This is a genomic window from Methylobacterium sp. A54F (assembly GCF_053346035.1).
Window position 1 is genome coordinate 1 of sequence record NZ_JBKFBF010000026.1, and the last position, 19,860, is coordinate 19,860.

General features: G+C 63.7%; 15 protein-coding genes. 4 read left to right on the forward strand and 11 right to left on the reverse strand.

What is annotated here, in order from left to right:
- The coding region (locus ACLBXP_RS24730) for a calcium-binding protein (protein ID WP_447670489.1) at positions 1–648 on the forward strand (648 nt) is incomplete at its 5' end.
- A gap of 43 nt (positions 649–691) precedes the next feature.
- On the opposite strand, the gene ACLBXP_RS24735 is transcribed toward ACLBXP_RS24730, so the two are convergent.
- The 8 genes from ACLBXP_RS24735 to ACLBXP_RS24770 all read right to left on the reverse strand — a co-directional run bounded on the left by ACLBXP_RS24735 (position 692) and on the right by ACLBXP_RS24770 (position 9,723).
- The gene (locus ACLBXP_RS24735) at positions 692–1,600 is read right to left on the reverse strand and encodes a glycosyltransferase (protein WP_447670490.1); all 909 of its coding nucleotides are present in this window, start codon (positions 1,598–1,600) and stop codon (positions 692–694) included.
- A gap of 390 nt (positions 1,601–1,990) precedes the next feature.
- On the reverse strand, positions 1,991–2,782 hold the full coding sequence (locus ACLBXP_RS24740) for a metallophosphoesterase family protein (protein ID WP_447670491.1): 792 nt from the start codon (positions 2,780–2,782) through the stop codon (positions 1,991–1,993).
- Positions 2,758–4,035, reverse strand: a complete 1,278-nt coding sequence (locus tag ACLBXP_RS24745; protein ID WP_447670492.1) for a rhamnosyltransferase WsaF family glycosyltransferase — start codon at positions 4,033–4,035, stop codon at positions 2,758–2,760. Before ACLBXP_RS24745 ends, ACLBXP_RS24740 begins: the two co-directional genes overlap by 25 nt.
- A 91-nt stretch (positions 4,036–4,126) precedes the next feature.
- Positions 4,127–5,161, reverse strand: a complete 1,035-nt coding sequence (locus tag ACLBXP_RS24750; RefSeq protein WP_447670493.1) for a hypothetical protein — start codon at positions 5,159–5,161, stop codon at positions 4,127–4,129.
- Complete coding sequence (locus tag ACLBXP_RS24755) at positions 5,158–5,337, reverse strand: hypothetical protein (protein ID WP_447670494.1); 180 nt, start codon at positions 5,335–5,337, stop codon at positions 5,158–5,160. The genes ACLBXP_RS24750 and ACLBXP_RS24755 overlap by 4 nt, the downstream gene beginning before the upstream one ends.
- On the reverse strand, positions 5,334–6,791 hold the full coding sequence (locus ACLBXP_RS24760) for an O-antigen ligase family protein (RefSeq protein ID WP_447670495.1): 1,458 nt from the start codon (positions 6,789–6,791) through the stop codon (positions 5,334–5,336). The genes ACLBXP_RS24755 and ACLBXP_RS24760 overlap by 4 nt, the downstream gene beginning before the upstream one ends.
- Positions 6,792–6,866: 75 nt before the next feature.
- Positions 6,867–8,012 (reverse strand): alginate lyase family protein, encoded by a 1,146-nt coding sequence (locus ACLBXP_RS24765; RefSeq protein WP_447670496.1) that lies wholly within the window; start codon positions 8,010–8,012, stop codon positions 6,867–6,869.
- Between the two features lie 253 nt (positions 8,013–8,265).
- Entirely contained in the window at positions 8,266–9,723 is a 1,458-nt protein-coding gene (locus ACLBXP_RS24770) for an undecaprenyl-phosphate glucose phosphotransferase (RefSeq protein ID WP_447670497.1), read from the reverse strand.
- A 340-nt stretch (positions 9,724–10,063) separates the two neighbouring features.
- On the opposite strand from ACLBXP_RS24770, the gene ACLBXP_RS24775 reads away from it, so the two are divergent.
- From ACLBXP_RS24775 to ACLBXP_RS24785, 3 genes are read left to right on the forward strand one after another with little or no spacing between them, the layout of a single operon-like run.
- Entirely contained in the window at positions 10,064–11,377 is a 1,314-nt protein-coding gene (locus tag ACLBXP_RS24775) for a nucleotide sugar dehydrogenase (RefSeq protein WP_447670498.1), read from the forward strand.
- Positions 11,378–11,388: 11 nt separating this feature from the next.
- On the forward strand, positions 11,389–12,639 hold the full coding sequence (locus ACLBXP_RS24780) for a glycosyltransferase family 4 protein (RefSeq protein ID WP_447670499.1): 1,251 nt from the start codon (positions 11,389–11,391) through the stop codon (positions 12,637–12,639).
- A 49-nt stretch (positions 12,640–12,688) separates the two neighbouring features.
- A complete protein-coding gene (locus ACLBXP_RS24785) occupies positions 12,689–13,978 on the forward strand; it encodes a polysaccharide biosynthesis/export family protein (RefSeq protein ID WP_447670500.1) in 1,290 nt (429 codons plus the stop codon).
- A gap of 370 nt (positions 13,979–14,348) precedes the next feature.
- Here the strand turns inward: ACLBXP_RS24785 and ACLBXP_RS24790 are convergent, their stop codons facing one another.
- The 3 genes from ACLBXP_RS24790 to ACLBXP_RS24800 all read right to left on the reverse strand — a co-directional run.
- Positions 14,349–16,592, reverse strand: a complete 2,244-nt coding sequence (locus tag ACLBXP_RS24790; protein WP_447670501.1) for an AAA family ATPase — start codon at positions 16,590–16,592, stop codon at positions 14,349–14,351.
- 183 nt (positions 16,593–16,775) lie between these two features.
- Positions 16,776–18,971 (reverse strand): GumC family protein, encoded by a 2,196-nt coding sequence (locus ACLBXP_RS24795; RefSeq protein ID WP_447670502.1) that lies wholly within the window; start codon positions 18,969–18,971, stop codon positions 16,776–16,778.
- Between the two features lie 337 nt (positions 18,972–19,308).
- Positions 19,309–19,860, reverse strand: a 552-nt coding sequence (locus tag ACLBXP_RS24800) for a M10 family metallopeptidase C-terminal domain-containing protein (RefSeq protein WP_447670503.1), incomplete at its 5' end; no start/stop codon positions are given.

Consider the following 19,860-nt stretch of genomic DNA (forward strand, 5'->3'; position numbering starts at 1 on the left):
ACTGGCAACGCCGACGAGACCGGGAGTACTGCACCCTACCGCATCAGCCTCTGGGGCGGCGACGACACGGCGGCCGGGGTGATCGGTGACGACATTATCCTGGCGAATTCAGGCAACGACCTGATCTTCGGCCAGGCGGGCAGGGATGCGATCTTCGGCGGCCTGGGCAACGATACGCTGTTCGGAAACCAGGATGCGGACACGCTTTACGGAGGCCAGGGAACGGACCTCCTGTACGGCGGGCAGGGGGAGGACGTCCTGTTCGGCAACCTCGGTGACGATGTGCTCTACGGCAATCTCGGGGCGGATCTCATCTTTGGAGGACAGGGCAACGATACGCTCTTCGGCGGTCAGGACAACGATGTCCTGCGGGGGGACAGGGGTGACGACACCCTCTCGGGCGACCGCGGTGACGATTTACTCGACGGTGGTGCGGGCGCGGACTGCTACGTCTTCCAGTCGGGTGGTGGGCACGACTCGATCCTTGGCTTCGACGCGTCTGCGGGCGACCGCATCGACCTGGGCGGCCAAGCCTACACAGTTGGCCTCACATCCGGCGGTGATGCGAGGCTGCTGCTTTCCGGCGGCGGAACGGTCGATCTCATCGACGTCCGTCCCAGCCAGGTCGCGCCCGCATTCTTCCGATAGGCTGAAGGCGATTCCCGTCCCATCACCGGCACCGCACCCCGGCTCAGGCCTGGGTGGCTGGCTTCAGGATTGCGGCCACGCTCGACGCCTGTGCCTGCCAGCGATCGCTGCGCCGGGCATCCAGCTGGAGAGTCTGGGTGGCGCTGGCGTAGCACCGGTAATCCTTGAGGACCGCCCGACAGGCGTCACCGATCGCCTCCGGGGAATTGTCCACGAACAGGCCCGCACCGAACAGAGAGCGGAGGAGGGAGGTGTCGCTGATGATCATCGGTTTGCCGAAGCCGACCGCTTCGCTCGCGGCGCTGAGCTGGATGCCGTCTTCCGTCGTCAGGCAGAGCATCCCGAGGCTACCGGCGATCAGGCGTTCGTAGGCATCCGCTTCGAGGAAGCCGGTGAGTCTGAAGTTTGGCGGCAGATCCGTCGGCAGGCTGCGCTTGGCGGCGCTGCGGCTGTCTCCGGTAGCCAGGAAGTCGATCTCCGGCACGAGCCGGGCCGCCGCGATGACTTCCAAGACAGGCTCGTCGCGGGAGAACGAGCATGGCATCACCACGTAGGGGCGCTCTGCGCTCCCGGCTGCCGTAGTCGGAGCGATATCCGGCGTCCGATCCTCCAGGACGCGGACGCGGTCCGCCGAAAGGCCTTTCTCGACGGCGAACGTGCGCATCATCTCGTTGTGGACGATGACGATGTCGAAGGTGTTCAGCAGGCGCCGCGTCATCGGCACAGCCAGCCAGAACCTTGAGAGCGAGGCATTGTGAAGATCGGCGACGATCTTCATGCGGTGCCAGCGGAGCAGGCGGCCGAGCCAGGCGATGTGAACGAGGACGTTCGGGGGCGCCTGGATCCAGAGGACGTCAGGCTTGTGCCTGACGATCTGCGCAAGGGTGCGTAGCGCCTGGATCGGATAGCCCACGGTCGCCTTGACGACCCGATGACGGGTTACGGGCCGCATGAATTGAATGTCGTACCCGAAATACGTCCGCATCGTGATGGGCCGACGCTGATACCGCGTCCAGGCCACGTACAGCTGGTTTCGCTGCCGCATGATAAACCCCCAAGGTTCGCGGATTCGGCCGTGATACGCTCGGGCTTGGGCCGAGTCATGATTTCGTTCACGCTACGCAATCTGCTGTCGCGGCGGGACCGTTTCACAGCCCCCAGCACGGCCGAGTGAACCACACTCCACGACACCGGCTCGGCGGTGGCACCGCAAAGGGGTGCCCTGCTCGCAATCAATGAACCATCGACTCCCTGCAGCGCAATCGTTTCCGGAGATGAAGCAAGGTTTAGGCTCAGAGAGTGTGCGGGTTCGTATCCCGCTCATGGAAAGGTTTTCCATGGGTCAGGCAAAAATCTCGACATGATCGTCGGACATGAGCAAGCATGTGAGCTTCCCGGTGTAGAAGGCGCCCGTGTCGATGTTGATACGGTTCGGAAGAAATTCGACGTCGGTGACGGGTGAGTGGCCATGGATGATCAATGCTCCGTGGTTCGCATCGGAAGACAGGAACGGCTCGCGGATCCAGAGGAGATCCTCCGCGCGCTGCTGCTCCAGCAGGACTCCGGGCCTGACGCCGGCATGAACGAAGTACATCGCACCGAGCCGCAGGCCGAGCGGCAGTGACTGGAGGAAGGCGAGGTGCTCGGCGGGCAGCGCTGAGGGCAGGTCCGCGTGCTCGCACTCACCGATCGGTGGGGACACGCCGTATGATGCGAGCGTATCGGATCCGCCGGCGTCGAGCCATCGTTGCAAACACGCGCGGTCGCGGATCGCATCCAGCATCATGACTTCGTGGTTGCCGCGCAGGCAGACAATCCGACGGCGACGCCTGCGGGTCAGCAGCATCGCGATCACAGATCTCGAGTCGCGGCCGCGATCCACGTAGTCTCCGAGGTAGATCTCCATAGGAGGTGCAATACCCAGTACGGCGGTGCGTAGGTCCAGGCCTGCGTGCAAGCGCGCGAGGAGGTCCGCTCGGCCGTGAATGTCGCCGAAGACCGCAACTTCTTCGCCATCGAGTGCAGGGGTGTAGACGATATCGTGATCGACAATTGGGCGGCGCTGCTCCCCATCTCTCCGGCCCGTCAGACCGTGAAGTCCGCTGCGCATCAGGCGGCTGGCGAAAGGGTCCATCGCTCCATCAGCTTCTTGGTCAACGGGTCGAGGAAGTCGAAGGCGCCCGTCTCGAGGAAGGAGGTGAAGTGTGTCGGTGCCTTCCAGCCATGTTCCGGTGCAGCCTCGAATCGAGCGCAGGCTTGAGCGAGGGCGCGCTTGATGGACTCGGGATCGATGTCATCGATCGAGACGATGTTGTCGTGGGTCGCAGCAAGGTCCTTGTGCGCGTAGCGGTTCGTGATCGTCAGGATGCCGAAATGTGCCATCTCCAGGGGCGGGTAGCTCGGATGGGGAGAGGCCATCAGGGAAAGGCCGACCGCCGTCGTCCGCAGGAGATCCGCGTAGCCCTCCAGCGACAGCTTTCCCAGCGAATGCATCGTCTGGTGCGGGCTGATCGGCATGGGCTTGTGCGACTCGCCTGCCGAGACGACCTCCCATTCCCGGAACTCTGGATGCTCCGTCGCCCATTTCCGCAAGCCGCTCAATGCGGCCGGAAAACAGTTCCGTGGCACCTTCGGCCTGCCGTAGACGAGAATGCGCTTGCGCTTCACCGGCGGCTCTCCGTCGAGGAAAGGCCTCAGGCTAGCTGACAGCCTGGGCTCGAACACGAAGCTTTGATCAGCGGCATGCCCCTGACTCTCGAAGTAAGCGTAAAGTTCTCGGCTGTTGAAGATTCCCCAGTAAGGGGCTGCGGGATTGTAGGCGGACCGGGCGATCATGTGGGTCGACGAGAATGGGTAGAATTGCGGTTCGTACTCCTGAATGAGGTAGAGGTAGGGTTGCGGTTGGGTCCAACCGAACAGTCGCGCCTGCTGCGCTGCGAGGGCCCGTACGTTCAGGGCAATCCAGCACGAATAGGCGAGGAAGAACTCGTTCGACCGTACGGTGATCACCGGCGTCTGGCGCGTGCGCGGCAGGATCTCTATACGGCCCGGATCGACTCCGCAGGCGCGGGCCTTCGCATCGACAACGCTCGCGTCATCAATCCGCTCGAAGTTGTCCACGATGATGCGAAGATCCGCGCCCGTTCGCCTGCCGAGTTCGAAGAAGATCTCCAGCCCGGTCGTGACTCCCCCGAAGGCCTTGCTCGGCGCGATACTGTTGATGAACAGAGACAGCCGCGGCCGCCCGCCTTCCTCAGCCACTGCTGTATAATCGTGCAGCACCACCTCCTCGTAGGGTGGTGGTGCGAGCCGATCGCGGGTCTCGATGAACAGGTTCAGGGCGCGATCCGGTGCATTCCGCTTTATGATCTCACGCAACGGCAGCATCGCGTTCCTCTAACGTGTTCGGAGCAAGCAGGTCTTTCATCGGCCCTTGCAGGCGATGCGCCGGTGGCACGAACGGCGGCACCGGCTTGGTTCAGGCCGATCGGGGGAGGCGTTCGAGGCGAGCCCGGATTGCGTCCGGGAACCCCGTCTCTCCGCGCAAGCCGGCCCACCAGCCGCGCAGGGCGAAGACGAAGTTCTGAAGCGAGCCGCCGCGGGCGTACTGAACGGTCAGCACGAGTGTGGTGAGCATGACGACGGGGAAGATCTGCGGAAAGAATCTCCGCGTCAGGAGCAGGCGTGCCCGCTCATCGAAATAGACCGACATCGGCGACTTGCGGCGGCGGTCGTTGCTGGATCCGATCGACGTGCCATGCGCGTGGATTACGACGGCATCGTGAGCGTAGCCGAGCCGGAACTGGCCGCGTCGCAGGCACCAATCGATTTCCTCGGCGTAAAGGAAGTAATCTTCGTGCATCAGGCCGACCGTTTCGATGAATTCGCGGGTCACCAGCATCGAAGCGCCCGAAACGTAGGTCTGTTCGCGCTCGATTGCCGCGACATTGACGGAGGCGTCGCTCTCGCAGTTGAGACCGATGTTGAAGCCACGGCCAAGCCAGCGCCGCCAACGACCGCCGTAGAGCTGGACCCGACCCGAATGCTTGAACACGAGGCGAGCCCCGACGATGCCCACGGTGCGGGCTTCGCAGCGCGCGAGCATCCGTGACAACGCGTCGGCCCTCGGCTCGGTGTCCGGATTCAATAGCCAGACCGCGGACCAATCCGGGTCATCTCGAATCGCAACAAGGATTTCGTTGACGGCAGCCGCAAAGCCGAGATTGCCTGCCGCCTGATGCAGCGTCAGTTCCCGCACGGCCGTGGTTGCATCCCGAGGCAGGAAGGTCCGGCATTCCAGGACACGCGCTGTCGCAGGCGAATGCGAACCGCCTGCGATCCAGTTCGGATCGTTCGCGAAGGCAGCGACAAGGTTCGAGAAGCTTTCCGCGCCTCCGTTCTCGCAGATATGGACGCGCATGGCCCGATGTTCGGATAGCGCCAGCTGTCCGACGCAGGTCGCGATGTCTTGGGCACAGCGGAAGCCGACGATGGCGACAACGACACTCCTCATTCAGACACCTTATCACCTGTTGCCTGGGATTGGCGTGCCTCGAAACCGGGACCGTCGCCGGCCGCTTCGGCGAGATAGGCGTCTGCAGGCGGCGGCAGGTGCCGGCGCCGGGATCGAACGGCCGCGGCGAACGCCTTGGAGCGTCTGAGTTCGGCGCTCGTGACAGGCAAGTTCATGGGTCGACCTCCGCCATCGGCCGCAGTGTGACGGGCTTGTGGGCGGTCGGAACTCTGCGCGCTCCGGACCGGACCGGGACAGTGGGCGCCTTGGCAGGACTCGGCAGGTACTGAGCTTCGCTCAAGCCCGCCCGGATGCCGATGAGGAGCGCGAAGAGCGCCCAAGCCGATCCCCAGAAATGAACGGTGACGGATGCGAAGATCATCTGGATCAAGGCCACCGTGACTGCCTTGCGAGCGCGAGCCTTCCAGGGTTCGTCCGGGACCGGCAGTCGATGGGGTGCGATGACGAGGAACGCACCGAGTATCACCCCGATCAGGAGCGCGACGCCGCCGTAGCCGGCATGCAGCGCTTGGTTCAGCCAAAGCGCGTCGATGCTTGGCGTCATCGTGGACAAGCGGACCCACTCCTCGGTTCCGATCCCGATCAGCGGCGACGGGGCGATGCTGTAGGCGACCCATTTCCAGATCAGGAGACGGTAGAGACCCGTCTGCGGATCGAGCGTGACGACATTGAGCAGTTGCTCAACCGGATTGTCGAAGAAAATCAGTACGATGCCCAGCCCATAGGCAACCAGGACCGCGAGCGCGCACCAGCGCCAGCGCGCATTCGATAGGAGGTGGTCGTACCCCGCGAAGGCAGCGAAGATCAGGAAACTCAGGATCGGCGCCGAGGACAGCGCGATTGCGGTGCCGGCGAGACAGAGGCCGACGCAGAAGAGCCGCTGGCGGACGGACGTTGACATGAAATAAAAGAGTGGGGCGCAAATCGAAAAGAACATGCCGAAGAGGATGGCATGTTCGAGAGGGCCCCGCGCTCGGGCAATCCCAAAACGATACTGCGTCACGGCATCCACGCCCGGAATTGCGGAAGCGCCGCGTCCGAGCGCAGCAAGCACGTTCCTGCCAGCCGCGATATCCATCAAGCCGAGAACGAACATCAGCGTCACCACGATGGCCAGGACGTTGATGAAGCGCCTCATCGCAGCTTCCTCAGTGAAGAAAGACCGTCCGATGAGATAGGCGGCCAGGAACTCGACCGGATACACCCCGAGAAACGAGGCGAGGGCCGGGAAGCCCGCCGTCATGGTCAGCGCCAACCACATCCAGGCAACGAGGGCGAAGACGAGGGGGTCCGATGCCACCATGACGTAGCGTCCGCGCTTGGCCATGCGCGCGAGCCGCAGGAGCGCCGGCGCAAGGAGCGCGAGCAGTGCGAAGCGCAGCGTGGTCAGCGCGAGCCCGACCTTCAATACGACGGTCGAGGGTCCGAGAAAGCTCCCAAGCAGAACGATCGCGACGATGAAGGCGCTGCGCGTCGCGTGCCGGTGCGAGCCGGGTGCGGGGAGGCGCAGGGGTCCGCGAGGCGGGCGCGCAGCCCGATGACCGCGCGAGCGCGGGTTGCGCATGGCAGTCTCGTTCGCGGAGCCGGAGCCACTCAGGACCTCGTCCATGGCTACCTGGCTCTGCGAAGGAGCGGTGGGTCGCCGCGGTCCAACAACCGGAGGCGCGGGTGCGTCATCCCGCGCTCACAGCCGCGGTGGCGGAAGGCGGGCGGTGTCGTATACGGCCGTCACCGCACCCCCGACATAGATGTGCCAAGCCGGTCGCACGCCCAGTTCCTCCGCAAGCCGATCGAGCCGAGCCGCCGTCGCCCCGTCGCTGCGTGCCACATGAGGACGGGCGATATCGATCCACGCATAGGCGGACCGGTCCGCAGGTTTCTCCTGAGGGGTGCCGACGAGCGCAGCGATTCGGCTCGCGTCCTGGGCCGCTCCAGCACTGAAATCCACGAGGCGCGACAGGGAAGCACGTTCCTTCGCCGTCAGTTCGACGCCGTTCGCATCCGCGAAGCGGACGAGGATCATGAGGGGCAGCGTACCGAACTGCTGATACATCATCGCCCGTCGTCCGCGCTTCATCTCGGTGCGTAGAGCGCCCTCGTCGCTCACGTCGGCCAAGCCGCTCCGAAGCGCTTCGAGGGCGAAGGCCTTCAGCTCCTCATTCTGGGTGAGGGCACCGGTGTACGCGGCGGCGACCCCGACCCAGTAGAGGTGATTGGCCCCGAGCCGCGTGTAGGGATTGGGGTCCTTCGCCTCCGCCGTGGCGGAGAAGGCGAGGCGCTTCAGCCAAGGCAGAGCAGCCTCGCGCGCAGCGGCGATCTCGCCGTTCTCCGGGCCAGCCACCTTGAGGGCAACTGCCGCATAGGTCGTCAGTTGCCAAGCCTGGAGGACGATGGCTTGTCGCCGGCTCACCCTGTCATTCTGCTCTACATTCCCAAGCAGGGCGTTTGCGCGGGCCCAGGCGGCGAGCTGGCGCCAGACGCAGTGGGTGACGGCAGGGTCCGGTGGAGTATTCGCGATCTGACGATCGCCCATGCGCGCCAGTTGCAGGGCGAAGCCCTGCATCTGCTTCTCCCGATCCGCCGTGGCGGCGACCCGAGCCGGGTCGATCTTGGACTGGGTCGGATCCTTCGGGTCGTAACGCGACACGAACTGACTCATGTCGACGAGCGGCGGGGGAGGCTCGGGACACTGGAAGGGCGATGGCTTGCGGCCAAGCAGCGAGGCGGCGGCGCGTGCATCGAAGCCCGAGCGTATCGGCTCTGCCCTAGCCTGCACCACGACCGTGCCGACGCAGGCAGCGAACAGAGCTCCGGTCGAGATGAGCTTCACGATCGCCCGTTCGATAGGTGAGCTGCTTCGGTCGTTCCTGGGCCCCGCCTCGGAACGGTTGAGCCCGCGGGTATGGATGGGGTGTCCCGGCTCGCTGCCTGCCGAGAGGGCATCTTGTGAGCACGATGACGTTGCCGGCCTGCCTGAGCCGCGTTTCGACATCCCGACATCGGACCGATTGGCAGCGCGTCGATGTCGCGCGTGGGAGCAGACCGGAAATTCGATGATCTGCATGAGATGCACGCAAGCATTGTCAGTATGCATCGTGCTTCCAGACCTGGACGGTCGTCATTAGAATCGTTCGAATATCGAGCAGGATGCTCCAGTTGTTGATGTACCATAGGTCGTGCTCGACGCGCCGCTCCATGGATTGGATCGTCGACGTTTCGCCGCGGCAACCATGAACCTGTGCCCACCCGGTGATCCCGGGCTTCATATGGTGCCGATAGGCGTAGTGGGCGATCGAGGCGGAGTAGGTGCTGTCGTGCGCTCGCGCGTGGGGCCGGGGGCCCACGAGGGACATTTCGCCCCGCAGGACGTTCAGGAGTTGCGGCAGCTCGTCGATGCTGGTGCGACGCAGCAGGGCGCCGACCGGCGTGACCCGCGAGTCGTCGCGGGTCGCCTGTTCGATGACGGGGCCATCGTCCATGACTGTCATCGTGCGGAATTTGTAGATGTCGAATTTCCGTCCACTGAAGCCGATCCTTGTCTGACGGAACAGGGCGGGACCCGGGCTGTCGAGGCGCACCAAGACTGCGACCACCGCCATGAGCGGCAGCAGTGCGACGAGGGCGAGGCTGGCGAAGGTGATATCGAGTAGGCGCTTGAATGCTTGCTCGCTGACGGTCAGGGGTCCGCGCTGAAGTTCCACGGCAAGGATGGACCCAACCTGCGTCACGGGATTGCGCAGGAGGTCGCGCACCCGCCGATCGGCGATCACGAGAACAGGAATTGGAAGGACCCGCAATTGTGTCAGCATGGTCCCGATCTCTCTGAACCGGGAAATATCTCCGCAGATCAGTATCTCGTCCACGGGCTCCTCGCGGACTCGTGAGATCACGTGATCGGTCCAGTGCGCGGGTGCGTCCTGCACCTTTTCGAATGAGGTCTCGACGATTTCGGACACCTGATAGCCCGAGGCGCCGAGACGTCTGAGCAGATCTGGATTATGGACTTCCCGCGCTTCGCCGATGAGCAGGATGCGCTTATGATGCACGCGCCTCGTGTTAACGGCGCGTCGCGTCGCCGCTTGTGCGGTGGCGCGAGCTACCAAGACAGAAGCCGGCGTAAGTACGACGAACAGGATGAAGACGCCGCGTGAAATTTCGCTGCCGAACTTCCCGAGGTAGGCGATCGTGACGAAGAGCAGTGCCGCGCCAAGCCAAACTCTCAGGATCTCGGTTACGCATAGCGGTTTGGCCGCGAGCCGATCCAGGCTGTAGAAACCGCGTGCATGCATACGCTCTGTAAATAGAACGGCGTAAAGGACACCGTTTATGGCGTATTCCCGTAAGGATGGAAAAGTCGAAAACATTACTTCATGGTAGATAACTGCAAATACTACAGCAGAAAATATAATAGTGGCTGACTCGCAAAGAATTGAAAAAGCAGCCAAGATCTTTGCCGAAACATGGATACGACTTGCGCCTCGCTCTCCGAGCTGTGAGAAAATACGCTCAACCGCAAGCGGAACGCTCGGCGTTGCTGGCATGCCGACTCTCCTCGATCGTCTTCGATCGGAAAGCCCCCATTTCGGTGCCTAACTTTTGATAGTGCACAACCGATTCAATGCTAGCAAGGGCTGAATCGACCGTCAAGAACAGAATATTAGCACATTGAGCAAAAAAATAGACAATCTTGATTAAAAAAATCTTAAAGCCTGCTATTGACGCATTTTTTCCGACCAGCCAGTATGCAACTGCTGCAATCCACGTGAGGATTTGGTTCTTATTTCGTCGCCTTACTGTTTGAATTTAAACTTCACCTTCGTCAGCGATTACCGCCGGTCCCAACGCATCACCTCCTTCCGCTCAGCTATGGGAATTCCCGACATGAATGTCAGCGTGTTCGGCCTGGGTTACGTTGGTACCGTGTGCTCCGCCTGTCTTGCGCAGATGGGCCACACCGTCGTCGGAGTCGATTTGAACGAAACGAAGGTCTCGCTCATGGCGAGCGGCAAGCCCCCGATCGTCGAGAGTCAGGTCGCGGAGTTCGTCTCGAATGCGGTCGAATCCGGTCGTCTGCGGGCGACCACCGACGTGCAGGAGGCCGCCTTCAATACTGACCTGTCGCTCATTTGCGTCGGCACGCCCAGTCAGGCGAACGGATCCCTCGACATCTCCGCGGTCGAGACGGTTGCGGCTCAGATCGGGCGGGCTGTAAGGGGCAAGAACACCTATCACTCGGTCGTCGTGCGCTCCACGGTCCTGCCCGGAACCGTCCGGGGCCGGATCCTGCCGATCCTCGAACGTGAGATCGGGGGGCAGGTCGGCGAACGCTTCGGGCTCGCGAGCAATCCGGAGTTCATGCGGGAGGGGACGGCAATTGCCGACTTCTACGATCCGCCGAAGACGGTGATCGGCGAGATCGACGAGGAGACGGCCGACCGCTTGGCCGAACTTTACGCGACCTTGCCGGGGCCGCTGTTCCGGACGCAGATCGAGATCGCGGAGCTTGCCAAGTACGCCGACAATGTCTGGCATGGGCTGAAGGTAACGTTCGGCAACGAGATCGGCGCAATCTGCAAGACCGCGCAGATCGATAGCCATGCGATGATGAATATTTTCTGCGCGGACGAGAAACTCAACATCTCACGAGCTTATCTCAAGCCGGGCTTCGCGTTCGGCGGCTCATGCTTGCCCAAGGATACGAGAGCACTCAATCACTACGCAATCTCGCATGATCTCGACCTTCCGGTCATCGCCAATATCATGCGCAGCAACGGGCGTCAGATCGACCGAGGTATCGAGTGGATCCTGAGTACGGGAAAGAAGCGCATTGCCTTCCTGGGTTTCAGCTTCAAGGCCGGTACGGACGATCTGCGCGAAAGCCCATATCTCGAGATCATCGAGCGGCTGATCGGAAAGGGGTGCCAGATCAAGATCTTCGATCGGAACGTCGAGCTGGCCCGGCTCACCGGCGCCAACCGCAACTTCCTCTATGGCGTGATTCCTCACATCGCGGATCTGATGGTCGATAGCCTCGGAGAGGCAATCGCGGATGCAGACGTCATCGTCATCACCGCGAATGCCCCCGAATACGAAGCAATCGTCGACGAGATCGGAGACCATCAACGGATTCTCGACTTCGCTCGGATCAAGTCCGCTGAGCATTTGCACGAGCAGTACGAAGGTATCCTGTGGTGAGCCGAGGGGCGGTGGCCGAGGGCGGGCCGCGCCGCGTCCTGATCATCGTCGAGAACCTGCCGGTTCCCTTCGACCGACGAGTCTGGTCGGAGGCGACGGCCCTACGCAGGGCCGGCTATGTCGTGTCCGTGATCTGCCCGAAGGGCAGGGGGGGCGAGGTCGGCTACGAGGTACTCGACGGCGTCCACATCTACCGGCATCCATTGCCCGTGGAGGGCGATGGCGTGAGGGGCTACGCGATCGAGTACGGCGCTGCCCTCTTTTGGGAGTTCGTACTCGCCTGGCGGGTGTTCTTCACGCGTGGATTCGATTGCATCCATGCCTGTAATCCGCCCGATCTCATCTTCTTGGTGGCGGGCTTCTTCAAGCTGGTCTTCCGGCGAAGATTCATTTTCGATCATCACGATATCAACCCGGAACTCTACGAGGCGAAGTTCGGCCGGCGTGATTGGGGGTGGCGCCTGATGCTCCTCCTGGAACGGCTGACCTTCCGGACCGCGGACGTCTCGATCGCGACGAACGAGTCCTATCGGCGCATCGCGATCGAGCGCGGCGGCATGGACCCAGCGCGGGTCCATGTGGTGCGTTCGGGGCCGAACCTGTCGCGGGTCCGGCAGGTGCCGCCGGATCCCGCGTGGCGACAGGGACGGCGTCACCTCGTGGGCTATGTCGGGGTGCTCGGTCAGCAGGAGGGCATCGACCTCTTGCTCGAAGCTGTGCGTCACCTCGTTTTCACGCGTGGGCGCACCGACGTCCAGTTTGTGATCGTCGGCGGCGGCCCAGCCCTGGCAGCGCTCAAGGCTCTCAGCCACGCCCTCGATGTCGCTCCCTACGTGACCTTCACGGGCCGCGTTTCGGACGAAGTGCTGTTCAGTGCTCTCTCGTCCGCGGACGTCTGCGTCAATCCTGACAGGCCGAATGCCATGAACGACAAGTCTACCATGAACAAAATCATGGAGTACATGGCGCTCGCAAAGCCTATCGTGCAGTTCGATCTGACCGAGGGGCGCGTGTCGGCGGGTGATGCCTCGCTCTATGCGGAGAATATACGCCCCGACGATTTCGCCGATAAGATCCTTGAGCTGCTTGCCGATCCGCAGCGCTGCGTCGCGATGGGACTGCGTGGGCAGGCGCGGGTCGTGAATGATCTCGCCTGGCCGCACGAGGAGCGAAGGCTGCTCGCTGCCTACGATGACCTCTTCGGGTCTGTCGGGTCTGCGACGCAGGCTCAGGCGCTGCCCCCGCGGGGGACAGCGGCTTGAAATATCCGTATCCAGCAAGCGGTAAATGCCGACCGATAGCGAGGATAGGATGACTGCAAGACCTGACCGAACCCGGGCAGGACGCTCACTTCTCCTTGCCCTGGCAGCGACGCTCTGCGCGACCGGAGCACTCGGAAACCCGAGCGCAGGTGCCGAGGATTATCGGCTTCAGAGCGGCGATGTGCTCGAATTTTCGGTCGCAGGCATCGCCACTATGCGGGAGCGCTTCACCATCAACGTCGACGGAAACGTTTCGTGCCCGCTGATCGGCGAGGTTCGCGCTGCGGGCCTCACGCTCGCTGAGGTGCGGCGCCAGATCCAGGCGCAATTGCCGAAGCACAGCCTCAGCATTCGCGGCAACGATGGCCGCGAGGTCGTGACAGTGGTGACCGCTGAGGAGATCAACCTCTCGATTGCGGAGAACCGGCCCGTATACATCAAGGGCGACGTCGCCAAGCCCGGGGAGATGACCTACCGTCCCGGCATGACCGTCCGGCAGGTCGTTGCGCTGGCCGGCGGATACGATCTCGTTCGGTTCAAGACGGAGAACCCGATCATCGAGAGTGCCAACCTGAAGGCGGACTACGAATCGTTATGGACGGATTACGCCCGGGTGCAGGCGGCCATCCTCCGGCTCCGCGCCGAGCTCGACGGCCAACCCGCGATGGACCGGAAGGCGCTCGCAAACATACCCCTGCCGATGCCGGTGCTCGACGCGATCTTCCGCAACGAACAGGAGCAGTTCAACGCACGCGGCGCCGATTACACCCGGGAGAAGGCACACATCCAGAAGGGCGTACGGATGATGGATGACCGGATCGGCGTCCTGACCGAGCAGCGCGGCAAGGAGGAGGAGGGAGCCGCGATTGATGCGAGCGAGATCGAGCGGATCAACGATCTCCAGCGGCGCGGCGTCGTGCCGGTGACCCGCCAGGTCGAGACGCGCCGGCTCAGCCTGGTTTCGGCAACGCGAGCGCTGCAGATCGCAACGACGCTCGAAGAGGTAAAGCGAAGTCGCGAGGACCTCGCGCGATCCTCGCAGCGCCTCGACGATCAACGCCGGGCCGATCTGTCCAAGGATCTCCAGGAGAACACCGTCAAGCTCACGCAGACGCGCTTCCGGATCGCAGCCGTCGGAGAAAAGATGCTTTATACCGGCATCGTAAAGTCGCAGCTCGTACGCGACACTGGCGGCGACCCGCAGATCGTAGTTCATCGCATCGCCCCCGACGGCCGGAGCAGCCGGATCGAGGGGGGCGAGGACACGTCCCTGCGGCCCGGAGACACGGTCGACGTCACCCTCCGCATTCAGCGCGACGTGACCGACGCGACGCGTTAGGCACGGCTGCCGATCGCCGCCCTCGCGCGGTCCCCATACGCTCATCGCGGCGCAAGCTTCCGAGAGAACGAGCGGTCCTTGGGTCCTGCATTGCGACGCTCATGGCGGCGTCGGCATCTCCGCAAGGGGTTCGCAGGCACTTCGCCGGCGCCTGAACTAGGCACATTCCGATGCTGCAGTCCGGGTTCCTTCCCGGGATGGTGACAGCTACGCCCGACGGGACGACCAGAGGATTGCGCTTGCCTCCATGCCAGGAACGTGGCCTTCCGCGAAAGTTCGCTTCAAGCATTGAGTATGGTGGGTTTGCGGGGAACCCCGCAGACGCCCGCTAGGCTCTTATCCGAAGCACCAGGCCCCCGGGGTCAAACACCTAGGCCTGCATGTAGCGCCGATCGAAGTAGCTTCTGACGTCCTCTCCGTAGCGCGCGAGTTCCGGAAGCCGTGCCTTGTTGAGCACGCTGCCGATCAGGCGATCCCACACCACGGGCGCGCTGTTCAATGCATCCAGGATGGCGTCACGCGACGTGTCGTTCCAGTGTATCACGAGGAAGAAGCCGTCCATGGATTCGGCGAGCGCACGCACGTCGACGACCGGCATCAGCGGTGGCAGATCGACAATGACGTAGGTGTAGGCGACCCGTACCGCCTGGAGCAGTGCGGACAAGGCGCGAGATCCGGCGAGGTCGGCGATGTCCAGCGTCGAGGCTCGCGAGATCCCTGGCAGGAAGTCGAACGTCAGCGCAGGTATCGGGCGGACAAGGGTCGCGGCGATCGAGGCACGGCCGAGCAGTACATCCGGAAGACCGCATTCTGCGTGCGGTGCAAAATTGCGCGACATGGCCGGGTTGCGCAGGTCGCAGTCGATGAGCAGGACGCGCGCGCCGGACTGGGCCAGCATGAGTGCGAGGTTAGCAGAGACGGTCGTCTTACCCTCACCGGGGAAGCACGACACCATACCGATGCACCGGGCTCCGCGGCCCTGCCAAGCCTGATCTGCGGCTATCCGCATGGCGCGGATCGTCTCGGCTCCGATGGAGAACGGCTCTTGGAGCACGTGGTCGAGGGGGGATTTCTGCCCAGCCGGAGAACGCTCCTGCTGCGACCGGCGCAGCATCGGCCGGAGGCGCGCAGGATTGTCACCGATCGCTGGAATGAACCCGAGGCACGAGCAGCGAAGGACCTCCGCCGCTTCGGCCCGCGTCCGAATGCTGCGGTCGCCGAAGTCGATCGCGGCGCCGACGATGAGCCCAAGGAGAGTGCCGACTGCCGTCCCAATGGCGACGATGAGCATGCGCTTCGGCGCGTACTTGCGCGTCGGCGGTGTCGCGGACGCGACGATTCGCACGTCCGTCACGGGCAGGCTCTGATTCTGAACGGCTTGAAGGTACCGCTCGGCTGCGGTCTCATAAGCGGCACGCGCCGTGCGCGAAACGCTTTCGAGCTGAAGGAGCTCCACGGACAGCTGGCCAATGGTGCTAGCTCGTTTGAACTGCTCACTCATATTCTGCCGCAGCGTGTCCTCGCGCTTCTTGGCAATCTCGTAATCGCTCCGGTAGCTCTGCTCGATCCGACCCATCTCGGCACGAATCGAATCGCTGATCGTGCGGTTCTCGGCACGCAGGCGCTGAACCGCTGGATGGTCATCGCTGACCCGTGAGGCGAGATCGGCAGCCCGTTGCCGATTCTCGAGATACTGCTGACGCAGCCTGATCACGACCTCGTTCGTAAGCGAATCCGAGATCGTTCCGTCCGGAGTGCCCGCGGCGTTGATGGCCGCGATCTGCTCGACCTTGGCGGCTGCCGTGGCAGTGGCGGTGGCGGCGTCCGTCAGCGCCGTCTGGATCGACGAAAGCGCCTGATCGTCGATCGACTTGCCGTCTGCCGTCGCGATCGTGTTCTTTCGCTTGAAATCCGCCACGGCAGCATCGGCTCGGCTCGCCTCCCCGGCGAGTTCGCCGAGGCGGCCTCGGAGCCATCCGGCCGCCTTGCCGGTAATATCCTTGTTGGCGTCGAGTTGCTCCTGGATGAAGGCCTGCGCGAAGCCGTTCGCGACCCGAGCGGCGGTTGCAGGATCCTCCCAGGTGAAGCGGATCTCAATGACGAAGGTGTTGTCTGTGCGCACCACTGAAAGCGCGCCGGCCACGACATCGATCGCGGCTTCAAGCCGCTCTGTCGCGTTCGGCGGGGGGTCGGGATCCGAGAACAGATCCTTGAGCGGTTGAATCGCAGAAGGGCGCGTGCCGTTGAACGCGGGATCGTCCGCCAGCTTCAAGGCGGTCGCCACCGCCCGGACCGTCCGCTCCGAACGGATCGCCTCCACCTGACTGTCGACCCTGGCAGAGTCGAAGACCGGCTCCTGCTTGCGGCGCTCATCCTTCAGTTCGAGCACGGCGAGCTGCCGCGAGTCGATCGAGATCTGCGCCACCGCCCGGTACGTCGGTGTAGCCAGGATCGCGTAGAGGCCGCAGATCAGGGCGCCGAGCACGGCGCCGATCAGGATGATGCTCCGCCGGCGGCGCAGGAGCTTGAGGCCTGCGCGCAGTTCATCCTTCAGGGTATTGCCGCCGTGGTCTTCACGTGGCTCGAGCGGCAGGTCCTGGTCGATGAATGTCATCGCGCTTTCCTTCATCAGGCCTGACTTGGGCACAACATATCCGATAGGAGGCGGCGGACGCATGCATGTGCGAGTTGCGGAGCAACGCCTGTGCCGGCGACGTTGAACCCGGCGACGATACCCCCCGGCGAACCAGGCGCTTCCGTGGCGTGACCCCGATCACTGCTGGTCTTTCTGTCACGCTCAGCGGGCTGCCGCAGGCGTGAGGTAACCGATGCTTCGGGCAAGCATCAGGTCGTCCAACCGCTCCATCGCCGTCGGATCGGCCTTGTTCAGCACGGCACCGACGAGCTTACCTCCCAGGATCGGATTGAGGGACATCGCTTCCGCCACCTCGTCAAGGGTCGTCCGATTCCAGGTCACAACGAGGAGGAAGGCGTCGATCAAGGTGGCAATCGCGCGGGCATCCCCGACGGGAATGATCGGAGGCAGATCGAGCACCACGTAGCGGTACTCTCGCCGCACGGCCTTCAGCAGCGCAGTCAGCGCGGCGGAGGCCAGCCAACGTCCGGGGTCGGAGAACCCGTCGGAGTGCTGAATGACGACGGTGTCCACTCCGGACCGGCTCTGCCGGCGGACCGCAGCCCGAAACTCGGCGCGCCCGGAGAGCACGTCGAGGAGGTCCGCCCGCGCCGTCCCGGCGTCGGGCGCCTCGGCCGCTTCCAATCTACGGCTCAGAGTGCGCTTTCGCAGATCCAGATCTATGAGGAGCACCGGCAGGTCCCGCTGGGCAAGCGTGCCGGCAAAATTCGCCGCGATGGTCGTCGTGCCGTCGCCTGCCGCCGGCGAGGCAAAGGCCACCACGGTGCCCTCGTGCTCCGCGCCGCCGTGCCGCCGTGCATCCACCGCGAGGCGGATGCTGCGCATCGCCTCCGACAGGGGCGCGCCCGGTTCCCGCACCGCTGCTTCGAGAAGGCCATCGACCCCGTCGGCGGGTGGAATCCGACCCACGACCGCCACGCACGGCGCTGAGATCATCGTCTCGAGCTGCTGGCGCGTGCGGGTACGCCGGGTCAGAACCTCGCCTAGCAGCGCAAGGATGCACCCGATCGCAGATCCGCCGGCGAGGCCGGAGATCAGCGTTCGCGTGACCTTGGGCAGCGTCGGCTTGTCGGGGAGGGCTGCCGGACTGACGACCCGTGCCTCGGTGATGGGGAAGCTTTGCTCCTGCGAGGCTTCGATGTAGCGGGACGAGAAGTTTTCCCGCATGGTCTTCAAGGTTTGCGCGACGCTTTGGAGCTGCGTCAGCTCGATGCGAGTTTCCTGGGCCTTCGCGGAGCGATCGCCCGCCTCCGTGAGCTGCGTTTCGAGCGTCGCCTCGCGCGCCCGGGCAATCATCGCATCGCTTCGGTACCCATCCGCGATGCGCCGCCATTCATCGGCAATCGCCGCGTCCGTCGCGCGTAGATCGCCGCGCAGACGCTCGATCGACTCATGATCTCCCCCGAAGCGCGTGACTGCCTCGGCAATCCTGCGCAGGAGTTCCGCGCGCTTCTGGCGCAGAGCGACGATGACGCCGTTGGTGAACTCGTCCGCAATTGCGCCCGATCCGCCGCTGGCGATGAGGGTTTCCACCTGCGTGAGCTTCGCACTCGCCTGCGCTCTGTCGGAACGGGCCTTCGTGAGCTGGGTGCTGAGTTCGCCGACCTGCTGCTCATCCACGAAACGGCCGTCGACGAGCATGATGCGGTTCTTCGTTCGATATTCCACCGCGATCTTCTCGGCCTCGCTGGCCTGAGCGTCGAGTTCCCGAACGCGCTTCTGGAACCAGTCGTTGGCGATCGTCGCCGCATCGAGTTTCGCGGTGAGCTGATCCTGCACGTATGCGGCCGCCACGGCGTTCGCGATCCGCATCGCCTTGGCAGGGTCTTGGGAAAGGAAGGCCACTTCAACCACGTAAGAGATGCCGATGCGCTCGGCCGACAGTCGTTCATTGAAAATTTCAACCAGTCGGTTGAACCGTCCGTCGGGATCCTGAGCAGCGTCCTCGAAAGGCCAAGCCCGCGCCAGAAGACGCCCGGGAACGGAGATGGGCTCCTGAAGCTCCGGATCGGCCTCTAGGGCGAGCGCGCGGATCACTTGCGCAGCAATCGCTGGAGAGTCGATGATGATGCGCTGGCTCTCGACCGCAGCGTCGTTCACCTTGTAATTACTTGCGAACTGGTCCTGCCCTATCACGGCGAGGCGGCGGAAATCGATCAGAACGCGAGCGGCTGCGCGGTATTGGGGCGTCGCGAGAGCCAGGTACCCGGCCGCCAACGTGAAACCCAGCAGGGTTACCAGCAGGATGGTTCGCCTGCGGAGGCGGAAGACCGCGATGATGTAGGCGAGGTTGCCGGGATCGGCAACGACCTTGGCCCGTCCTGCACGCTGCAGCAAGGATCTTCCTGAAACCCTACCGGAGCGCTCATGCATGCGCCCACGACCCGGTGGAGGCGCTTGTCGCCGATGCGTGCTGAATGCAGTCGTGTCGGGCCGGCGGCGCGGCGCGTTCCCGTGACCTCATATCCGTACCGCCCGCTTCCCCGATCGAACGGTCCAGCCTTCCAGAGCGAGCATGTCCGGTGTCCCCGAACGCAACCGCATGGAGCATGCCGCACTCCATCCAGAAGTTGGCTATCGATGCTACTCAACTGCAAATATCATCGCCGATGATATCTGCAAGCGCAATGCCAGGAGCCGCGGTAACTCGTTTCTCGACGCGACGAGCTTCGATTCAAGGCTCGCCGGTCACCAGGATGAAATCGGCCGTCGTGAACCGATGGCTCCCCTTGAAATCGATCTGCAGATCGGCGCGCATATCGCCGTCGCGATCGAGCTGGATCGAGGTAATCCCCTTTCCCTCGACGGTGCGCAGCTGCCATGGCGAGCCCGAGAATCGCTCCGCTCCGATCAGGCTCCAATTCGCAGCGGATTTCGGCGCACCGGGCAACTCGGCGAGGTGGATCCGATCCTCTCCATGGACGAAGTCCTCGATGTAGTCTTGTCCAACGTTGAATCCTCGAAACACGAAGGTGTCCGCTCCGGCGCCGCCGGTGAGGTAGTCGCGATCGGCTCCGCCCTCGATGACGTCGTCGCCGCCACCGCCGGAGAGCCAGTCGCGCCCGGCACCGCCGAAAAGGTAGTCTCCTGCCGCAGTGCCGCCGATCGCGTCGTTCTTCGTTCCGCCTTGCAGCACCTTGTGACCCGCAACGAGTTCGGCAACCGAGCGCCCGAGGCTCTCCGTTCCGACTCCGACCACCGGTCCGGTCAGCCCGTAGTTGTCGTC